16 protein-coding genes and 5 tRNA genes are annotated in these 15,401 nt (G+C 56.7%); 17 read left to right on the top strand and 4 right to left on the bottom strand.

All coding sequences use genetic code 11. The features are described from left to right. Positions 1 to 13: 13 nt before the first annotated feature. Genes srlD through srlA form a run of 4 tightly spaced genes read right to left on the bottom strand, consistent with a single transcriptional unit; the run spans position 14 to position 2,713 of the window. The gene (srlD, locus tag ABLV66_RS05610) at positions 14 to 793 is read right to left on the bottom strand and encodes a sorbitol-6-phosphate dehydrogenase (RefSeq protein ID WP_049164119.1); all 780 of its coding nucleotides are present in this window, start codon (positions 791 to 793) and stop codon (positions 14 to 16) included. A 12-nt stretch (positions 794 to 805) separates the two neighbouring features. Then, a complete protein-coding gene (srlB, locus tag ABLV66_RS05615) occupies positions 806 to 1,168 on the bottom strand; it encodes a PTS glucitol/sorbitol transporter subunit IIA (RefSeq protein ID WP_348876966.1) in 363 nt (120 codons plus the stop codon). A gap of 13 nt (positions 1,169 to 1,181) precedes the next feature. Beyond that, positions 1,182 to 2,153 (bottom strand): PTS glucitol/sorbitol transporter subunit IIB, encoded by a 972-nt coding sequence (gene srlE, locus ABLV66_RS05620; protein WP_045377322.1) that lies wholly within the window; start codon positions 2,151 to 2,153, stop codon positions 1,182 to 1,184. Next, on the bottom strand, positions 2,150 to 2,713 hold the full coding sequence (gene srlA, locus ABLV66_RS05625) for a PTS glucitol/sorbitol transporter subunit IIC (RefSeq protein ID WP_348876965.1): 564 nt from the start codon (positions 2,711 to 2,713) through the stop codon (positions 2,150 to 2,152). The genes srlE and srlA overlap by 4 nt, the downstream gene beginning before the upstream one ends. Positions 2,714 to 2,989: 276 nt before the next feature. On the opposite strand from srlA, the gene mltB reads away from it, so the two are divergent. From mltB to ABLV66_RS05710, 17 genes are all read left to right on the top strand, one after another. Beyond that, positions 2,990 to 4,069 (top strand): lytic murein transglycosylase B, encoded by a 1,080-nt coding sequence (mltB, locus tag ABLV66_RS05630; protein ID WP_045395411.1) that lies wholly within the window; start codon positions 2,990 to 2,992, stop codon positions 4,067 to 4,069. Between the two features lie 337 nt (positions 4,070 to 4,406). Further along, complete coding sequence (locus ABLV66_RS05635; RefSeq protein ID WP_165430580.1) at positions 4,407 to 5,117, top strand: metal ABC transporter ATP-binding protein; 711 nt, start codon at positions 4,407 to 4,409, stop codon at positions 5,115 to 5,117. Further along, complete coding sequence (locus ABLV66_RS05640) at positions 5,114 to 5,977, top strand: metal ABC transporter permease (protein ID WP_015370052.1); 864 nt, start codon at positions 5,114 to 5,116, stop codon at positions 5,975 to 5,977. The genes ABLV66_RS05635 and ABLV66_RS05640 overlap by 4 nt, the downstream gene beginning before the upstream one ends. 7 nt (positions 5,978 to 5,984) lie before the next feature. Continuing rightward, entirely contained in the window at positions 5,985 to 6,863 is an 879-nt protein-coding gene (locus ABLV66_RS05645; RefSeq protein WP_047049993.1) for a metal ABC transporter substrate-binding protein, read from the top strand. 138 nt (positions 6,864 to 7,001) lie between these two features. Continuing rightward, on the top strand, positions 7,002 to 7,499 hold the full coding sequence (gene pncC, locus ABLV66_RS05650) for a nicotinamide-nucleotide amidase (protein WP_020078118.1): 498 nt from the start codon (positions 7,002 to 7,004) through the stop codon (positions 7,497 to 7,499). 89 nt (positions 7,500 to 7,588) lie between these two features. Next, positions 7,589 to 8,647, top strand: coding sequence for a recombinase RecA (gene recA, locus ABLV66_RS05655; RefSeq protein ID WP_015370055.1), 1,059 nt, complete (start codon positions 7,589 to 7,591; stop codon positions 8,645 to 8,647). Between the two features lie 70 nt (positions 8,648 to 8,717). Next, the gene (recX, locus tag ABLV66_RS05660) at positions 8,718 to 9,218 is read left to right on the top strand and encodes a recombination regulator RecX (RefSeq protein WP_047044138.1); all 501 of its coding nucleotides are present in this window, start codon (positions 8,718 to 8,720) and stop codon (positions 9,216 to 9,218) included. A gap of 251 nt (positions 9,219 to 9,469) precedes the next feature. Beyond that, positions 9,470 to 12,097, top strand: coding sequence for an alanine--tRNA ligase (gene alaS, locus ABLV66_RS05665; RefSeq protein WP_045395419.1), 2,628 nt, complete (start codon positions 9,470 to 9,472; stop codon positions 12,095 to 12,097). A gap of 363 nt (positions 12,098 to 12,460) precedes the next feature. Further along, positions 12,461 to 12,646, top strand: coding sequence for a carbon storage regulator CsrA (csrA, locus tag ABLV66_RS05670; protein WP_000906486.1), 186 nt, complete (start codon positions 12,461 to 12,463; stop codon positions 12,644 to 12,646). A 337-nt stretch (positions 12,647 to 12,983) separates the two neighbouring features. After that, a tRNA-Ser gene (locus ABLV66_RS05675) sits at positions 12,984 to 13,076 on the top strand. A gap of 4 nt (positions 13,077 to 13,080) precedes the next feature. Continuing rightward, a tRNA-Arg gene (locus tag ABLV66_RS05680) sits at positions 13,081 to 13,157 on the top strand. 150 nt (positions 13,158 to 13,307) lie between these two features. After that, a tRNA-Arg gene (locus ABLV66_RS05685) sits at positions 13,308 to 13,384 on the top strand. Positions 13,385 to 13,573: 189 nt separating this feature from the next. Then, positions 13,574 to 13,650 (top strand) — tRNA-Arg (locus tag ABLV66_RS05690). Positions 13,651 to 13,707: 57 nt separating this feature from the next. Next, positions 13,708 to 13,784 (top strand) — tRNA-Arg (locus tag ABLV66_RS05695). A gap of 162 nt (positions 13,785 to 13,946) precedes the next feature. Beyond that, entirely contained in the window at positions 13,947 to 14,261 is a 315-nt protein-coding gene (locus ABLV66_RS05700; RefSeq protein WP_015370060.1) for a BON domain-containing protein, read from the top strand. Between the two features lie 125 nt (positions 14,262 to 14,386). After that, positions 14,387 to 14,953, top strand: a complete 567-nt coding sequence (gene yqaB, locus ABLV66_RS05705; protein WP_045395223.1) for a fructose-1-phosphate/6-phosphogluconate phosphatase — start codon at positions 14,387 to 14,389, stop codon at positions 14,951 to 14,953. After that, positions 14,950 to 15,378: a YqaA family protein gene (locus tag ABLV66_RS05710; RefSeq protein ID WP_045395221.1), complete on the top strand. Its 429-nt coding sequence runs from the start codon at positions 14,950 to 14,952 to the stop codon at positions 15,376 to 15,378. Before yqaB ends, ABLV66_RS05710 begins: the two co-directional genes overlap by 4 nt. The last annotated feature ends 23 nt before the right edge of the window (positions 15,379 to 15,401 follow it).

Below are 15,401 nucleotides of genomic sequence, written 5' to 3' on the forward strand. Positions count from 1 at the left end.
ATCCGGGAACCTTTTAAAACATCACCTGGCCGCCGGTGACGTTAATCGACTGCCCGGTGCAGTACGACGCCTGCGGGCTGGCGTAAAACATCAATACGTTCAGCACATCCTGGTAATCGCAGCCGCGTTTCAATGGCACCTTATCGATGTAGTACTGCTCGACTTCGCTCTCATTAATGCCGAGCTTGGTGGCGTACTGCGGCAGCAGCGACTGGAACATCGGTGATTTCAACAGATTGCCGAGCATTAGCGAATGCACGGTAATGCCGTATTCCGCCAGATCCAGCGCCAGCGACTGGGTCAGCCCGACGCCGCCGAACTTCGCCGCGCTATAGCCTGAGTTATGCTTACTGCCGACTTTGCCGGATTTCGAGTTAATCTGAATGATGCGACCTTTGATGCCATCGCGGATCATCAGCCGTGAGAACTCGCGGGCGCAGAGGAAATAGCCCACCAGGTTGACCTGCAGCGAGCGGTCAAAATCGCCCAGCGCGAAGTCGCTAATAAAGGCGGCCTTAGCGATACCGGCGCTGTAGACCAGGAGATCGACGCGCGTGAAAATCTCATCTACGCCGTGGGCCAGCGCCGTGACGCTGGCTTCGCTGGTGGCGTCGGCGCCGAAGCCGTATGCCGTACCTTCTCCATATTCAGCGTTGATCTCCTGGGCGACGCGGCTGGCTTTTTCACTTTGGATATCGACCACCGCCACGCGGTAGCCCTCGGCGGCCAGACCGCGGCACAGAAACTCTCCTAAGGTTTGTCCGCCACCAATGACAACAGCAACCTGATTCATCTTTCTCTCCTTCTATGCAACAAATTTCAGTACACAGCCGGTCGCGATGGCGTCCGGCACCGGGCCCGCGACGTGAACGGTTCCGGGAAACTCCGCCTGACGATGGCCGTCGAAGCGCAGGGTGATGTGGCCCAGCTCGCGCAGGTTTTGCTCGGCGACCTCGCCGACGGCGGTCACCGGGTAACGCCGATCGCCGAGCTGTAGCTCTGCGCCCGGGCGCAGCTCGCCGCACAGCTCGCCGTGGTTGTGAATAAAGCAGTACTCTTCGATATCGGCCGGGGCGCCTTCGCGGAAGGTAATGAGCATCTGTTCTTCCAGCGCCGTCGCCGCGCAGGCGCCGATACGGGTAATGGTGGTGTGGTAAATGACGGTCATCTTCAGGAACCTCTTACTGGTAAATAAATCCGGAAACGAACCACGCGATCAGCACGGTTGGCGCGCCGGTGAGGAAGCGGCTGACCAGCACCGACGGCACGCCGACGCGCACGGTATCCTGACGGGCTTCGGCCAGCGACAGACCTACCGGGATAAAATCGCAGGCGGCCTGGGCATTAATGGCAAACAGCGCGGGCAGGGCGAGGTGCGGTGGAATGTTGCCAAGGCCAATCTGGACGCCAATCAGCACGCCGATCACCTGGGCTATCACCGCGCCGGGGCCGAGAAACGGCGATAACAGCGGGAAGGAGCAGATCAGTGCCAGCGTCACCAGCCCCAGCGGATGACTGGCGAGCGGCGCCAGGCCGTGGGCAATCCAGTCGCCGATACCGGAGGCCATGATGATGCCGATCAGCGCCGAGACGAAGGCCATAAACGGCAGAATGGTTTTAAGCACCGTATCAATGGTGTCGCGCCCGGCCTGGAACAGTACCGCGACCACCGAACCCATCCCCATTCCGACCTTAGCCAGCAGGCCGTCGCTCTGTTCGGTAATCTTCTTGCTGGCATCGTAATCGCGGCCCGCGGCGGGGAGTGGTTGCGCTGCCGTCTCGCCGCTATCTTCCAGCAGTTTGATGTTCTCTTCTTTTACTCCGGAGACGTAAATATCTTCGACGATGTACTGCGCCAGCGGCCCGGATTTACCGGTGGCGTGGATGTTGATGGTCGGAATACGGCGCTTCGGATAGAGGCCGCAGCGTAGGGTACCGCCGCAGTCAATAATGGCGATGCCGATTTCGCTTTCCGCCGGTTCACCCTCTTTAAATCCATCAACCGCCTGCCAGCCGGTCAGGCTGGCGAGCGTATCGACGATCGCCGGGCGGGTGCCTGCGGTGATATAGACAATCTTTTTGCCCTCAACGACGTCGAGCTCAAGCGGGCCGCCCCAACCGCCGGTCCCTTTTTCAATACGAATACGGGTCATGATGTCGCTCCTGACAGACGCACTTTCTGGTCAAGTTGAATCGCCATTTTTCTCTCGAAAATAGAGGTGGTCAGGTCGGTGACCCAGCCGCGGAAGAAGTTGGTTACCAGGCCAACCAGCAGGTAGCTCACCGCCAGCGGGCCAAGCGGCAGGCCTAGCGTGGTGAGGCCGTTGGCGATGCCGAGATAAACAAACAGCTCGCCGGGGTTGATGTGCGGAAACAGTCCGTTCATCGAATGACAGCTATAGGAGGCCGCCGCGTAGTAGCTCGGTTTGTATTTCTCCGGCATAAAGCGGCCAAGGCTTAAGGTCATGGGATTGCAGAAGACAAAGGTGCCGATGCAGGGCAGCAGCAGGTAACGGGTAAGCGGGTTGCCGGCGCAGCGCTGCGCCAGCTTTTCGATCCGCTGCTGGCCGATAAAGTTGATCAGCGTGTTCATGATCACCAGCAGGCTTATCAGCAGCGGTAGGATCCCGGTCACCATACCGGTAAACACCTCGCCGCCTTTCTGAAACAGGCCGATGAACCACTCAGCGCCGTGGGTAACGATTTCAATCATTGTTCTCTCCTTCAGCGTGTTATTTTTCTTGCTAACTGGAGGCTGATTTTAATCACTTTGAAAGGTTTAAAAGTGTTAAATTGATCGCAAAATGAAAGATAAATATTTTATTTTGAAAGTTTATGCGCGATGAGTGAAAAAATTAACGTGCGGATCGAATGCGGAGAACGTGCAAAAAAAGAACTATTTTGTCTGCAAATGTATTGCCGCTTCCTTGTTGGCGGGCGCATGCTTTACCATAATTACCCTTTGCCGATTTTGTTAAATGGAATTCCCATGTTGAAGCGTCGCTATCTGGCTTTACTCCCTTTATGTGCACTTCTCGCTGCCTGCAGCAGCAAACCTAAGACCCCCGCGGAAGCGGAGATGGCGAGCGGAACCGGCGGCTTTTTGCTGGAACCGCAGCATAACGTGATGCAGATGGGCGGCGATTTCGCCAATAACCCAGCGGCGGCGCAGTTCATCGATAAGATGGTGGCGAAGCACGGCTTCGATAGACAGCAGCTCCAGGAGATCCTGTCGCAGGCCAAGCGCCTGGACTACGTGTTGCGACTGATGGATCGCCAGGCGCCAAGCGGGCTGCCGCCGACCGGGCCAAACGGCGCCTGGTTACGCTATAAGAAACAGTTTATTACGCCGGATAACGTGCAGAACGGCGTGGTGTTCTGGAACCAGTATCAGGACGCGCTGAACCGCGCGTATCAGGTCTACGGCGTACCGCCGGAAATCATCGTCGGCATTATCGGCGTGGAAACCCGTTGGGGCCGGGTGATGGGCAAAACGCGCATCCTCGATGCGCTGGCGACGCTGTCGTTCAACTACCCGCGCCGCGCGGAATACTTCTCCTCTGAGCTGGAAACCTTCCTGCTGATGGCGCGCAGCGAAAGCGATGACCCGCTGGATCTGAAAGGCTCCTTTGCCGGCGCGATGGGCTACGGCCAGTTTATGCCGTCGTCCTATAAGCAATACGCGGTGGACTTCAACGGCGATGGACATATCAACCTGTGGGATCCGGTTGATGCCATCGGCAGCGTGGCGAACTACTTTAAACAGCACGGCTGGGTGAGCGGCGATACCGTTGCGGTGCAGGCGCTGGGCCAGGCGCCGGGTCTGGATAACGGCTTTAAAACCAAATACAGCATTTCACAGCTGTCGGCGGCGGGGTTAACCCCAACGCAGCCGCTGGGCAACCATCAGCAGGCCAGCCTGCTGCGGCTGGATATCGGTACCGGGTACCAGTACTGGTATGGCCTGCCGAACTTCTACACTATCACCCGATATAACCACAGCACCCACTACGCGATGGCTGTCTGGCAGCTGGGGTTGGCGGTTTCGCAGGCCCGCGGCGGGTATTGATCCTTTCATCCAGCCGACATATTTCGAGTTCCCCGGATAGCGGCGCGTAGCGCCTTATCCGGGCTACGGTCTGGTATCCGTTTGGTAGCCCCGGTAAGCGCAGCGCGACCGGGGACATCTTCCCCGTGACGCCGCGCTTATCCTCCGGTTTTTCCCGTCTGCATGCCTGTTGTTGACCTTTGTTACATTTCCTCTCGCTGACGCAGATTTACATTCTTTTCTGAATCTCATATTGTTATGTTATAACATTTTAATGGGGCAGGAATATGTTCACATCGGTTTTTATGGCATCCGGCGCGGCGCGCGTGGCAATTGCCTGCGTACTGCTGGCGGCGCTATGGCTGGCCACATGGTGGGCGGTGGCGCTGCCATGATTGAGCTGGATCATCTGGTTGCCGGGTATGAAGGCATGGCAATCACTCCGGCGATGAGCGGCGTGATTGCGGCCGGAAGCCTGACGGCGATAGTCGGCCTTAATGGCTGCGGTAAATCGACGCTGTTGAAAACGCTGGCTGGATTTATTCCGCCGGTTAGCGGCCGGCTGAACTGGTGCAAAGGGCGGCCCGTGGTCGGCTGGCTGGCGCAGCGCCATGCCCTGGAATCACAGTTTCCGCTGCTGGTGCACGATGTCGTCAGCCAGGGGGCCTGGCCGCGGGTCTCGCTGCTGCGCGGTCTGGGCGGCGGCGAGCGCCGGCGCATCGCGGCGGCGCTGGAGCGGGTGGGGCTCAGCGCGATGGCCAATACGCCGATTGAAGAACTCTCGGGCGGCCAGTTCCAGCGCATGCTCTTTGCCAGGGTGATGGTGCAACAGGCGCCGCTGGTGATGTTGGACGAGCCGTTTACCGGCATCGATGAGGCCACCAGCCGCGAGCTGATGGCGCTTATCGTCGATATGCATCGCCAGGGGCAAACGATTCTGGCGGTGCTGCACGACAACCAGTGCGTGGCCGATTTCTTCCCAGAGACGCTGCTACTTGAACCCCAGCACGCGCGCTGGGGCGAGACGTCAAGCGTGCTTCCCGCCTTCAACACCGCGAGGCAGGCATGATCTGGCATACCTTTTTTCAACCTTTTATTGAATTTGGCTTTATGCGCCGGGCGCTGGTGGTGTGCTTCGCGCTGTCGCTGAGCACCACCATGCTGGGCGTGCTATTGCTGCTGCGGCGGATGAGCCTGATGGGCGATGCGCTGTCGCACGCCATTCTGCCGGGGGTGGCGGCGGGTTATCTCCTTAACGGTATGTCGCTGCTGGCGATGAGCGTCGGCGGATTTATCGCCGGGATCGCGGTGGCGCTGGTGGCAGGCTGGGTCAGCCGGCGAACGCCGCTCAAAGAGGACGCCAGTTTTGCCGGGTTTTACCTCGGCTCGCTGGCCCTTGGCGTCACGCTGGTCTCGCTGCGCGGCTCCAGCGTCGATCTGCTGCATCTGCTGTTTGGTTCGATTCTGGCGGTGGATAGCGACGCGGCGTTCTTTGTCACCGGCGTGGCGAGCCTGACGCTGCTGTGCATTGCGCTGTTTTATCGCGGGCTGGTCAGCGAGGCGTTCGATAGCGCCTGGCTACAGGTCAACGCGCGGCGGCTACCGGCGCTGCTGCACGGCCTGTTTCTTGCGCTCTTGGTACTGAACCTGGTGGCGGGGTTTCAGGTGCTCGGCACGCTAATGGCGGTAGGGCTGATGATGTTGCCCGCGGTAGCGGCGCGCTGCTGGGCGCGGACGCTGCCGGGCATTTTGTTGCTGGCGGCGGCGATCGGCGCGTTTTGCGCCTGGATGGGATTGAGCCTTTCGTGGGCAGTGAATTTACCCGCCGGGCCCGCCATCGTGCTGACCGCCAGCGTACTGTTTTTTATTTCAGTGTTTTTTGGCACGCGCAGCCGGCTGGTCGTTGGCTGGCGCAAATTAATGGGGTAAGGAAATGATGAAACGAAGTGCAGTGGTGATGGTGTTAGCCGTGGGGCTGATGGCGCAGGGGGCGATGGCAAAAACGCTGAACGTGGTAAGCAGCTTTTCGGTGCTGGGCGATATGGCGCAGCAGATAGGCGGCGAGCATGTTCATGTCGATACGCTGGTAGGGCCGGATGGCGATCCGCACACCTTTGAACCCTCACCGAAGGATAGCGCGCTGCTCAGCAAAGCCGACGTGGTGGTGGTCAACGGGCTTGGTCTGGAAGGGTGGCTGGATCGGCTGGTGAAAGCATCCGGTTTTAAGGGCGAATTAGTGGTGGCGTCAAAAGGGGTTAAGACGCATACCCTCGATGAAGACGGGAAAACGGTGACCGATCCCCACGCCTGGAATAGCGCCGCCAATGGCGCGCTGTACGCGCAGAATATCCTTGATGGCCTGGTGAAAGCCGACCCGCAGGATAAAGCGGCGCTCCAGAGCAGCGGTAAGCGTTATATCGAGCAGCTGACGGCAATTGACGGCTGGGCGAAGGCGCAGTTTAGCGCTATTCCGCTGGCGAAGCGTAAAGTGCTGACCAGCCATGACGCTTTCGGCTATTTTGGCCGCGCTTACCACGTGACGTTCCTCGCGCCGCAGGGGCTCTCATCCGAGAGCGAAGCCAGCGCGGCGCAGGTGGCGGCGTTGATTAAGCAAATCAAAGCCGATGGCGTGCATACCTGGTTTATGGAAAACCAGCTGGACCCGCGTCTGGTGCAGCAAATCGCTGGCGCAACGGGGGCGCAACCGGGCGGCGAACTCTATCCGGAAGCGCTGTCTAAGCCGGGGGGTGTAGCCGATAGCTACGTTAAAATGCTGCGCCATAACGTCGAACTCATCGCCAACAGTATGAAGTAACTGGTTGTCTGGTCGTCCCGGTTGCAGCGGGACGGCCCATTTTTGGATCCCCCCTCGTAAAATCACCACCTCGTCCCCATATCTCTGCCGAAAGTGCTATCTTTGATGGCCTCTTTATCTGGCTTAAGCGGGGCAAAAATGACCGATTCAGAATTAATGCAGCTAAGCGAACAGGTTGGGCTGGCGCTGAAAGCGCAGGGCGCGACGGTGACCACCGCGGAGTCCTGCACCGGCGGCTGGATAGCCAAAGCGCTGACCGATATTGCCGGTAGCTCAGCGTGGTTTGAGCGCGGTTTCGTAACCTATAGCAACGAAGCCAAATCGCAGATGATTGGCGTGAGTGAAGTGACGTTACTGGATAACGGCGCGGTGAGCGAACCGGTGGTTGTCGAGATGGCGATTGGCGCGCTACGCGCGGCTCGCGCCACCTATGCGGTCTCGGTCAGCGGTATCGCCGGCCCGGACGGCGGCAGCGCGGAGAAGCCCGTCGGCACCGTGTGGTTCGGCGTCGCCTGTGCGAACGGGCAGGGCGTGACCCGCCGCGAATGCTTTGCCGGAGACCGCGAAGCGGTGCGTCGTCAGGCGACGGCCTATGCGTTAAATCTGCTCTGGCAACAATTTCTACAAAATACTTGATACTGTATGACCATACAGTATAATTGCCTCAACTGAACAAATATTAACGGCGAAGCGAACGCGCTTCACCTCGCATGACAGGAGTAACAATGGCGATCGACGAAAACAAACAGAAAGCGTTGGCGGCAGCACTGGGCCAGATCGAAAAGCAATTCGGTAAAGGCTCCATCATGCGCCTGGGTGAAGACCGTTCCATGGACGTGGAAACCATCTCCACCGGTTCGCTTTCTCTGGATATCGCGCTCGGCGCAGGCGGTCTGCCAATGGGCCGTATCGTTGAGATTTACGGGCCGGAATCATCGGGTAAAACTACCCTGACGCTGCAGGTTATCGCCGCAGCGCAGCGTGAAGGCAAAACCTGTGCGTTCATCGATGCCGAACACGCGCTGGATCCGGTATATGCCCGCAAGCTGGGCGTTGATATCGACAACCTGCTGTGCTCCCAGCCGGATACCGGCGAGCAGGCTCTGGAAATCTGTGACGCGCTGGCGCGTTCCGGCGCGGTAGACGTTATCGTCGTCGACTCCGTGGCGGCGCTGACGCCGAAGGCGGAAATCGAAGGCGAAATCGGCGACTCTCACATGGGCCTCGCGGCGCGTATGATGAGCCAGGCGATGCGTAAACTGGCTGGTAACCTGAAGCAGTCCAACACGCTGCTGATCTTCATCAACCAGATCCGTATGAAAATCGGCGTGATGTTCGGTAACCCGGAAACCACCACCGGCGGTAACGCGCTGAAGTTCTATGCCTCCGTGCGTCTGGACATTCGCCGCATCGGCGCGGTGAAAGAGGGCGACAACGTCGTCGGCAGCGAAACCCGCGTGAAAGTGGTGAAAAACAAAATCGCCGCGCCGTTCAAACAGGCTGAATTCCAGATCCTCTACGGTGAAGGTATCAACTTCTTCGGCGAGCTGGTTGACCTCGGCGTGAAAGAGAAGCTGATTGAAAAAGCGGGCGCCTGGTATAGCTACAACGGCGACAAAATCGGCCAGGGTAAAGCGAACGCTATCTCCTGGCTGAAAGATAACCCGGCGGCGGCGAAAGAAATTGAGAAGAAAGTTCGCGAACTGCTGCTCAACAACCAGGATTCCACGCCGGACTTCGCGGTTGACGGCAACGATGCAGAAGAAACCGAACAAGATTTCTGATATCGTCTAAAAGAGTGACAAAGGGCTGCTGATGCGGCCCTTTTGCTTTTCTAAGATTATCGAGGTGCCTGTGACTGAGACTTCACCACGCCGCTCCGGCTACGCGCGTCTGTTGGATCGCGCAATTCGTATTCTGGCGATGCGCGATCATAGCGAACAGGAACTGCGGCGTAAGCTGGCGGCGCCGGTAATGAGTAAAAACGGCCCTGAAAAGCTGGACATCACGCCGGAAGAGCTCGAGCAGGTGGTCGGCTGGTGCCTGGAAAACCGCTATCTTGATGACCAACGTTTTGTACGCCAGTTTATCGTCAGCCGGAGCCGCAAGGGCTACGGCCCGGCGCGTATCCGCCAGGAGTTGAATCAAAAGGGCATTGGCCGCAGCGACATCGAAAGCGTGATGCGCGAGTGTGAAATCGACTGGGCGGCGCTGGCCAAAGAGCAGGCGCAGCGTAAATACGGCGAACCGTTACCTTCCGCCTTTACTGAAAAAGTTAAAATCCAGCGCTTTTTGCTCTACCGCGGCTATCTGATGGAAGATATCCAGGAAATCTGGCGAAATTTTGCAGATTGACCCATCGGGGATTTTACTTCCCTCTAAAGAAAACTTATCTTATTCCCACTTTATTCCGTCGGGCCGCTGCTTGTGATTGCATAATCAGCGTCCAGGGCGATTATTCCTTATACACAAAATCATTCAAGCTGCATCACGGCGGCAAGAGAGAACAGCTTCTGGGGCGTACGTGAGTTCACTACCGGGAGAGGACGTTCCGCCAGGTCAGAGGCGACTTGAAGGATGAAGTGTAGCTTGATTTCAGGATAATTATGAGCAAGAGCACCGCTGAGATCCGTCAGGCGTTTCTCGACTTTTTCCATAGTAAGGGACATCAGGTAGTTGCCAGCAGCTCCCTGGTGCCGCACAACGATCCGACCCTGCTGTTTACCAACGCCGGGATGAACCAGTTCAAGGATGTCTTCCTTGGTCTCGACAAACGTAATTATTCGCGCGCGACCACCGCGCAGCGTTGCGTGCGTGCGGGCGGTAAACACAACGATCTGGAAAACGTCGGTTACACTGCGCGCCACCACACCTTCTTCGAAATGCTGGGCAACTTCAGCTTCGGCGATTACTTCAAGCAGGATGCCATCAAATATGCATGGGAACTGCTGACCGGTGAGAACTGGTTCGCCCTGCCGAAAGAAAAACTGTGGGTTACCGTTTACGAGACCGATGACGAAGCTTTCGACATCTGGGCCAATGAAGTGGGCGTTCCGCGCGAGCGTATTATCCGCATCGGCGACAACAAAGGCGCGCCGTTTGCTTCTGATAACTTCTGGCAGATGGGCGATACCGGTCCGTGCGGCCCGTGCACCGAAATCTTCTTTGACCATGGCGATCACATCTGGGGCGGCCCTCCGGGAAGCCCGGAAGAAGATGGCGACCGTTACATTGAGATCTGGAACATCGTCTTCATGCAGTTCAACCGTCAGGCTGACGGTACCATGGAGCCGCTGCCGAAGCCGTCCGTTGATACCGGTATGGGGCTGGAGCGTATTGCCGCTGTTCTGCAGCACGTTAACTCCAACTATGACATCGACCTGTTCCGCAATCTGATTGCGAGCGTGGCGAAAGTCACCGGCGCGACCGATCTGACTAACAAGTCGCTGCGTGTTATCGCCGACCACATTCGTTCCTGCGCATTCCTGATTGCTGATGGCGTGATCCCGTCGAATGAAAACCGCGGCTACGTGCTGCGTCGTATCATTCGCCGCGCGATTCGTCACGGCAACATGCTGGGCGCGAAGGACACCTTCTTCTGGAAACTGGTTGCTCCGCTTATCGACGTGATGGGCGCCGCCGGTGAAGAGCTGAAACAGCAGCAGGCTCTGGTAGAGCAGGTGCTGAAAACCGAAGAAGAGCAGTTTGCGCGCACACTGGAGCGCGGACTGGCGCTGCTGGACGAGGAACTGTCGAAGCTTAAAGGCGACACGCTGGACGGCGAAACCGCCTTCCGTCTGTATGACACCTATGGCTTCCCGGTTGATCTGACGGCGGACGTCTGCCGCGAGCGCAACATCAAGGTTGACGAAGCAGGCTTTGAAGCCGCGATGGAAGAGCAGCGCCGCCGCGCGCGCGAGTCCAGCGGTTTCGGCGCTGACTATAACGCGATGATTCGCGTTGACGGCGCATCGGAATTTAAAGGCTACGATCATCTGGAACTGAACGGCAAAGTTACTGCGCTGTTCATCGACGGCAAAGCGGTTGATAGCGTCAGCGCGGGTCAGGATGCGGTTGTAGTCCTCGACCAGACGCCATTCTATGCGGAATCCGGCGGTCAGGTAGGCGATAAAGGCGAACTGAAAGGCGCTGGCTTCTCCTTCACGGTCAGCGATACGCAGAAGTACGGCCAGGCTATTGGTCATATCGGTAAAGTCGCCAGCGGTTCCCTGAAAGTGGGTGACGCGGTGCAGGCCGATGTCGATCAGGCTCGCCGTCAGCGTATTCGTCTCAACCACTCCGCGACGCACCTGATGCACGCGGCGCTGCGCCAGGTTCTCGGTACCCACGTGGCGCAGAAAGGCTCGCTGGTTAACGATAAAGCGCTGCGTTTTGACTTCTCGCATTTTGAAGCGATGAAGCCGGAAGAAATTAGAGCGGTGGAAGATCTGGTGAACGCCCAGATCCGCCGTAACCTGGCTATCGAAACCAATATCATGGATATCGATGCCGCGCGTGAATCCGGCGCTATGGCGCTGTTCGGCGAGAAATACGACGATCGCGTTCGCGTACTGCGGATGGGCGATTTCTCCACCGAGCTGTGCGGCGGTACTCACGCGGCGCGTACCGGTGATATCGGCCTGTTCCGTATTACCTCTGAATCCGGTACCGCCGCAGGCGTGCGCCGTATTGAAGCGGTGACCGGCGAAGGGGCGATTGCCAGCCTGCATGCGCAGAGCGATCAGCTCAGCGATATCGCCCAGCTGCTGAAGGGCGATAGCCACAGCATCGGCGATAAAGTTCGCGCGGCGCTTGAGCGTACCCGTCAGTTGGAAAAAGAGCTGCAGCAGCTGAAAGAGCAGGCTGCGGCGCAGGAGAGCGCTAATCTCTCCAGTAAGGCGGAAGAAATTAACGGTGTTAAGCTGCTGGTTAGCGAGCTGGCTGGCGTTGAGCCGAAAATGCTGCGTACCATGGTTGATGATCTGAAAAACCAGCTCGGTTCGACGGTCGTTGTATTAGCTACGGTAGCGGATGGTAAGGTTTCTCTGATTGCAGGTGTGTCTAAGGATGTGACAGACCGCGTGAAAGCAGGGGAGCTGGTTGGTATGGTCGCCCAGCAGGTGGGCGGTAAAGGGGGCGGTCGTCCGGATATGGCGCAAGCCGGCGGTACCGATGCGTCTGCTCTCCCTGCTGCGTTAGCCAGTGTGAAAGGCTGGGTCAGCGCAAAACTGTAATAACTATAAACGCATTTACCCTAAATAATTCGAGTTGCAGGAAGGCGGCGACGCAGCGAATCCCCAGGAGCTTACTCAAGTAAGTGACTGGGGTGAGTGAGGAAAGCCAACATACATGCAACTTGAAGTATGACGGGTATAGGTGCTGTAACCTGATGGGAGCGGCATCTTGCGTCATAAGTACTGATAACGATAAAGTCGGGTTGAAGTTGTGTAGATCGGCTAAACTTAGGTTTAACAGAATGTGATGCCGTGACTGCTTACACCGCGAGGTGTTTGTCATCGCTTACTTTTTGGCGTTATATGATGGATAATGCCGGGATGCGAGAGACCCGACTCTTTTAATCTTTCAAGGAGCAAAGAATGCTGATTCTGACTCGTCGAGTTGGTGAGACCCTCATGATTGGAGATGAGGTCACTGTGACAGTTTTAGGGGTTAAGGGTAACCAGGTACGTATTGGTGTCAACGCCCCTAAAGAAGTCTCTGTACATCGTGAAGAAATCTACCAGCGTATCCAGGCTGAAAAATCCCAGCAGTCCAGTTACTAAGCTTTCCGCGCCTCGCTTTATTGTGAGGCGCATCCCTCCGGCGGTCGTTTTTCTCTTTTCTTCTCCTTTTTCTTCTCTCGCGACATCCTCTCTTTTGTTTTTATTCGCCGTGCGTCATTTTTCGTTGTCGCTTTTGAGTGGCCGTAAAGGGCTATTTCCTGTTGATAAAATACTCTTTTTGCCGTTTTTGCAGGCTAATTGCGCGTGAAGTGTGCAAACGGAAAAAGCTCTCGAAAAATTGTTTGACTTATAAGTCTCAGAAAGTAATATGTGCGCCATCGCAGCGACGAAGAGCAGAAACAAGTTCTTCGAAGCACTCGCAAGAGGCGTGTTGTGTGGTGAGGTGGCCGAGAGGCTGAAGGCGCTCCCCTGCTAAGGGAGTATGCGGTCAAAAGCTGCATCCGGGGTTCGAATCCCCGCCTCACCGCCATTTTGCATCCGTAGCTCAGCTGGATAGAGTACTCGGCTACGAACCGAGCGGTCGGAGGTTCGAATCCTCCCGGATGCACCATCTTCTCTCTGTAAACAGAAAGAAGAACGCTGTGAAAGCAGCGGCCCGCAGTGCGAGGCGTAATCGAGTCACTCTACCGATTACTCCATCATACTCAGTGTGGCATGTGTTAGTTGTGACACTGACGCGTAGTAAAGCAAGTTTCCCGATGCATCCGTAGCTCAGCTGGATAGAGTACTCGGCTACGAACCGAGCGGTCGGAGGTTCGAATCCTCCCGGATGCACCATATTCTCCTTAGTAACAGCAATATCGTTGTTACATGGTCTGCGAAATTTTCGTCAGCACCAGGGAGGATAACGTTGCGTAAGCAACGGCCCGTAGGGCGAGGCGTAGACGAGTCATCCTCCCGGATGCACCATTCTTGCCTGATTCTGAATTATTCAGATGAATTCTGTAGTAAACTAGTTATTCCGATGCATCCGTAGCTCAGCTGGATAGAGTACTCGGCTACGAACCGAGCGGTCGGAGGTTCGAATCCTCCCGGATGCACCATTCTTGCCTGATTCTGAATTATTCAGATGAACTCTGTAGTAAACTAGTTATTCCGATGCATCCGTAGCTCAGCTGGATAGAGTACTCGGCTACGAACCGAGCGGTCGGAGGTTCGAATCCTCCCGGATGCACCATCTTCTCTTCAATAAAACTCTCCAATTTTCATCTCCTCAGTACGACGCATTTTATCTCCTCGATAATCAACACATTTCTTATTGGCAAGTCGCTCTTTCCACTATAATTTATCCCTGTAGATCTACCTGAACCGGGTGTGATGAATGCAAGGAGAGAAATCAATGAAATGGTTCAAAGCAATACCTGCCTTTTGCGCAACGCTTCTGGTCGCCGTATCTCTGGCAGGCTGTGCCGGATCGTCCACCAAAGAAAGCACCGGCGGTTATATTGACGATACCGTGGTAACCACCAAGGTTAAAAGCGCGCTGTTTAACGAAAAAGATATCAAATCCTCAGAAATTAGCGTGCAGACCTTTAAAGGCCGCGTACAGCTGAGCGGTTTTGTATCGTCGGCTGAGAGCGCTAAACGTGCGGTAGAGGTCACCCGTCGCGTACAGGGCGTGCGCGTGGTTGAGAACGACCTGCGAATCAAATAAAGCGATTTTTGCACTCCCTAATTACTTAAGGCGCCTGCGGGCGCCTTTGCGGTCTCTGGCCCCCCGCGACAAAACCCGCCTTTTGCGATACAGTAACGTTTCCTTATCCTGTTTGTGAGAACACGATGTACCAACGTTACGCAGGACTGATTTTCGATATGGATGGCACCATCCTCGATACCGAGCCGACGCATCGTAAGGCATGGCGTGAAGTATTGGGCCGTTACGGTATGCGTTTCGATGAACAGGCCGTGGTCGCGCTCAACGGTTCTCCAACCTGGCGTATTGCCCAGGCGATCATTGAGCTGAATCAGGCTGATTTAGATCCGCATCGTCTGGCGCAGGAAAAAACTGTGGCCGTTAAAGCGATGCTGCTGGATAGCGTGCGCCCGTTACCGCTCATTGACGTGGTAAAGGAGTGGCATGGCCGTCGCCCGATGTCGGTCGGCACCGGTAGCGAAAGCGCCGTCGCCGAAGCGCTACTGGCGCATCTCGGCCTGCGCCACTACTTCTCCGCGGTGGTGGCTGCCGATCACGTGACGCAACATAAACCTGCGCCAGATACCTTCCTGCTATGCGCGGAGCGCATGGGCGTCGCGCCGGAAACCTGCGTGGTCTTTGAAGATGCCGACTTCGGTCTGGAAGCGGCGAAGCGCGCGGGTATGGATGCTGTGGATGTGCGTCTGTTGTGAGCGACGCGCTGTCGCTCCTGTCGCTTTTTGCCAGCAGCTTTTTAAGCGCCACTTTACTGCCCGGCAACTCGGAAGTGTTGCTGGTTGCTATGCTTCTTACGGGGGCAAGTCAACCGTGGCTGCTGGTATTAATAGCAACAATCGGCAATAGCCTTGGAGGGGTAACTAACGTTATTCTGGGGCGCCTGTTTCCGCTGCGCAAGCAGTCGCGCTGGCAGGAGAGGGCAACCGGCTGGCTTAAACGCTATGGCGCGGTGACATTATTATTGAGCTGGGCGCCTGTTATAGGCGATTTGCTGTGTTTACTGGCGGGATGGATGCGCATTTCCTGGGGACCAGTGCTCTTTTTTTTATGCCTTGGTAAGGCGTTGCGTTATATCGTCATTGCGGCGGCAACCCTTCAGGGCATGACGTGGTGGCACTAATTGGACTGATTGTTCAACCATTA

Origin of the sequence: Klebsiella sp. CN_Kp073, assembly GCF_040065495.2 — a bacterium.
Classification (GTDB): domain Bacteria; phylum Pseudomonadota; class Gammaproteobacteria; order Enterobacterales; family Enterobacteriaceae; genus Klebsiella; species Klebsiella aerogenes.

Bases quoted from the DNA above. Each gene is read 5' to 3' on its own strand.
- srlD (WP_049164119.1), bottom strand. From the start codon at position 793: ATGAATCAGGTTGCTGTTGTCATTGGTGGCGGACAAACCTTAGGAGAG.
- srlB (WP_348876966.1), bottom strand. From the start codon at position 1,168: ATGACCGTCATTTACCACACCACCATTACCCGTATCGGCGCCTGCGCG.
- srlE (WP_045377322.1), bottom strand. From the start codon at position 2,153: ATGACCCGTATTCGTATTGAAAAAGGGACCGGCGGTTGGGGCGGCCCG.
- srlA (WP_348876965.1), bottom strand. From the start codon at position 2,713: ATGATTGAAATCGTTACCCACGGCGCTGAGTGGTTCATCGGCCTGTTT.
- mltB (WP_045395411.1), top strand. From the start codon at position 2,990: ATGTTGAAGCGTCGCTATCTGGCTTTACTCCCTTTATGTGCACTTCTC.
- ABLV66_RS05635 (WP_165430580.1), top strand. From the start codon at position 4,407: ATGGCTGGCCACATGGTGGGCGGTGGCGCTGCCATGATTGAGCTGGAT.
- ABLV66_RS05640 (WP_015370052.1), top strand. From the start codon at position 5,114: ATGATCTGGCATACCTTTTTTCAACCTTTTATTGAATTTGGCTTTATG.
- ABLV66_RS05645 (WP_047049993.1), top strand. From the start codon at position 5,985: ATGAAACGAAGTGCAGTGGTGATGGTGTTAGCCGTGGGGCTGATGGCG.
- pncC (WP_020078118.1), top strand. From the start codon at position 7,002: ATGACCGATTCAGAATTAATGCAGCTAAGCGAACAGGTTGGGCTGGCG.
- recA (WP_015370055.1), top strand. From the start codon at position 7,589: ATGGCGATCGACGAAAACAAACAGAAAGCGTTGGCGGCAGCACTGGGC.
- alaS (WP_045395419.1), top strand. From the start codon at position 9,470: ATGAGCAAGAGCACCGCTGAGATCCGTCAGGCGTTTCTCGACTTTTTC.
- csrA (WP_000906486.1), top strand. From the start codon at position 12,461: ATGCTGATTCTGACTCGTCGAGTTGGTGAGACCCTCATGATTGGAGAT.
- ABLV66_RS05700 (WP_015370060.1), top strand. From the start codon at position 13,947: ATGAAATGGTTCAAAGCAATACCTGCCTTTTGCGCAACGCTTCTGGTC.
- yqaB (WP_045395223.1), top strand. From the start codon at position 14,387: ATGTACCAACGTTACGCAGGACTGATTTTCGATATGGATGGCACCATC.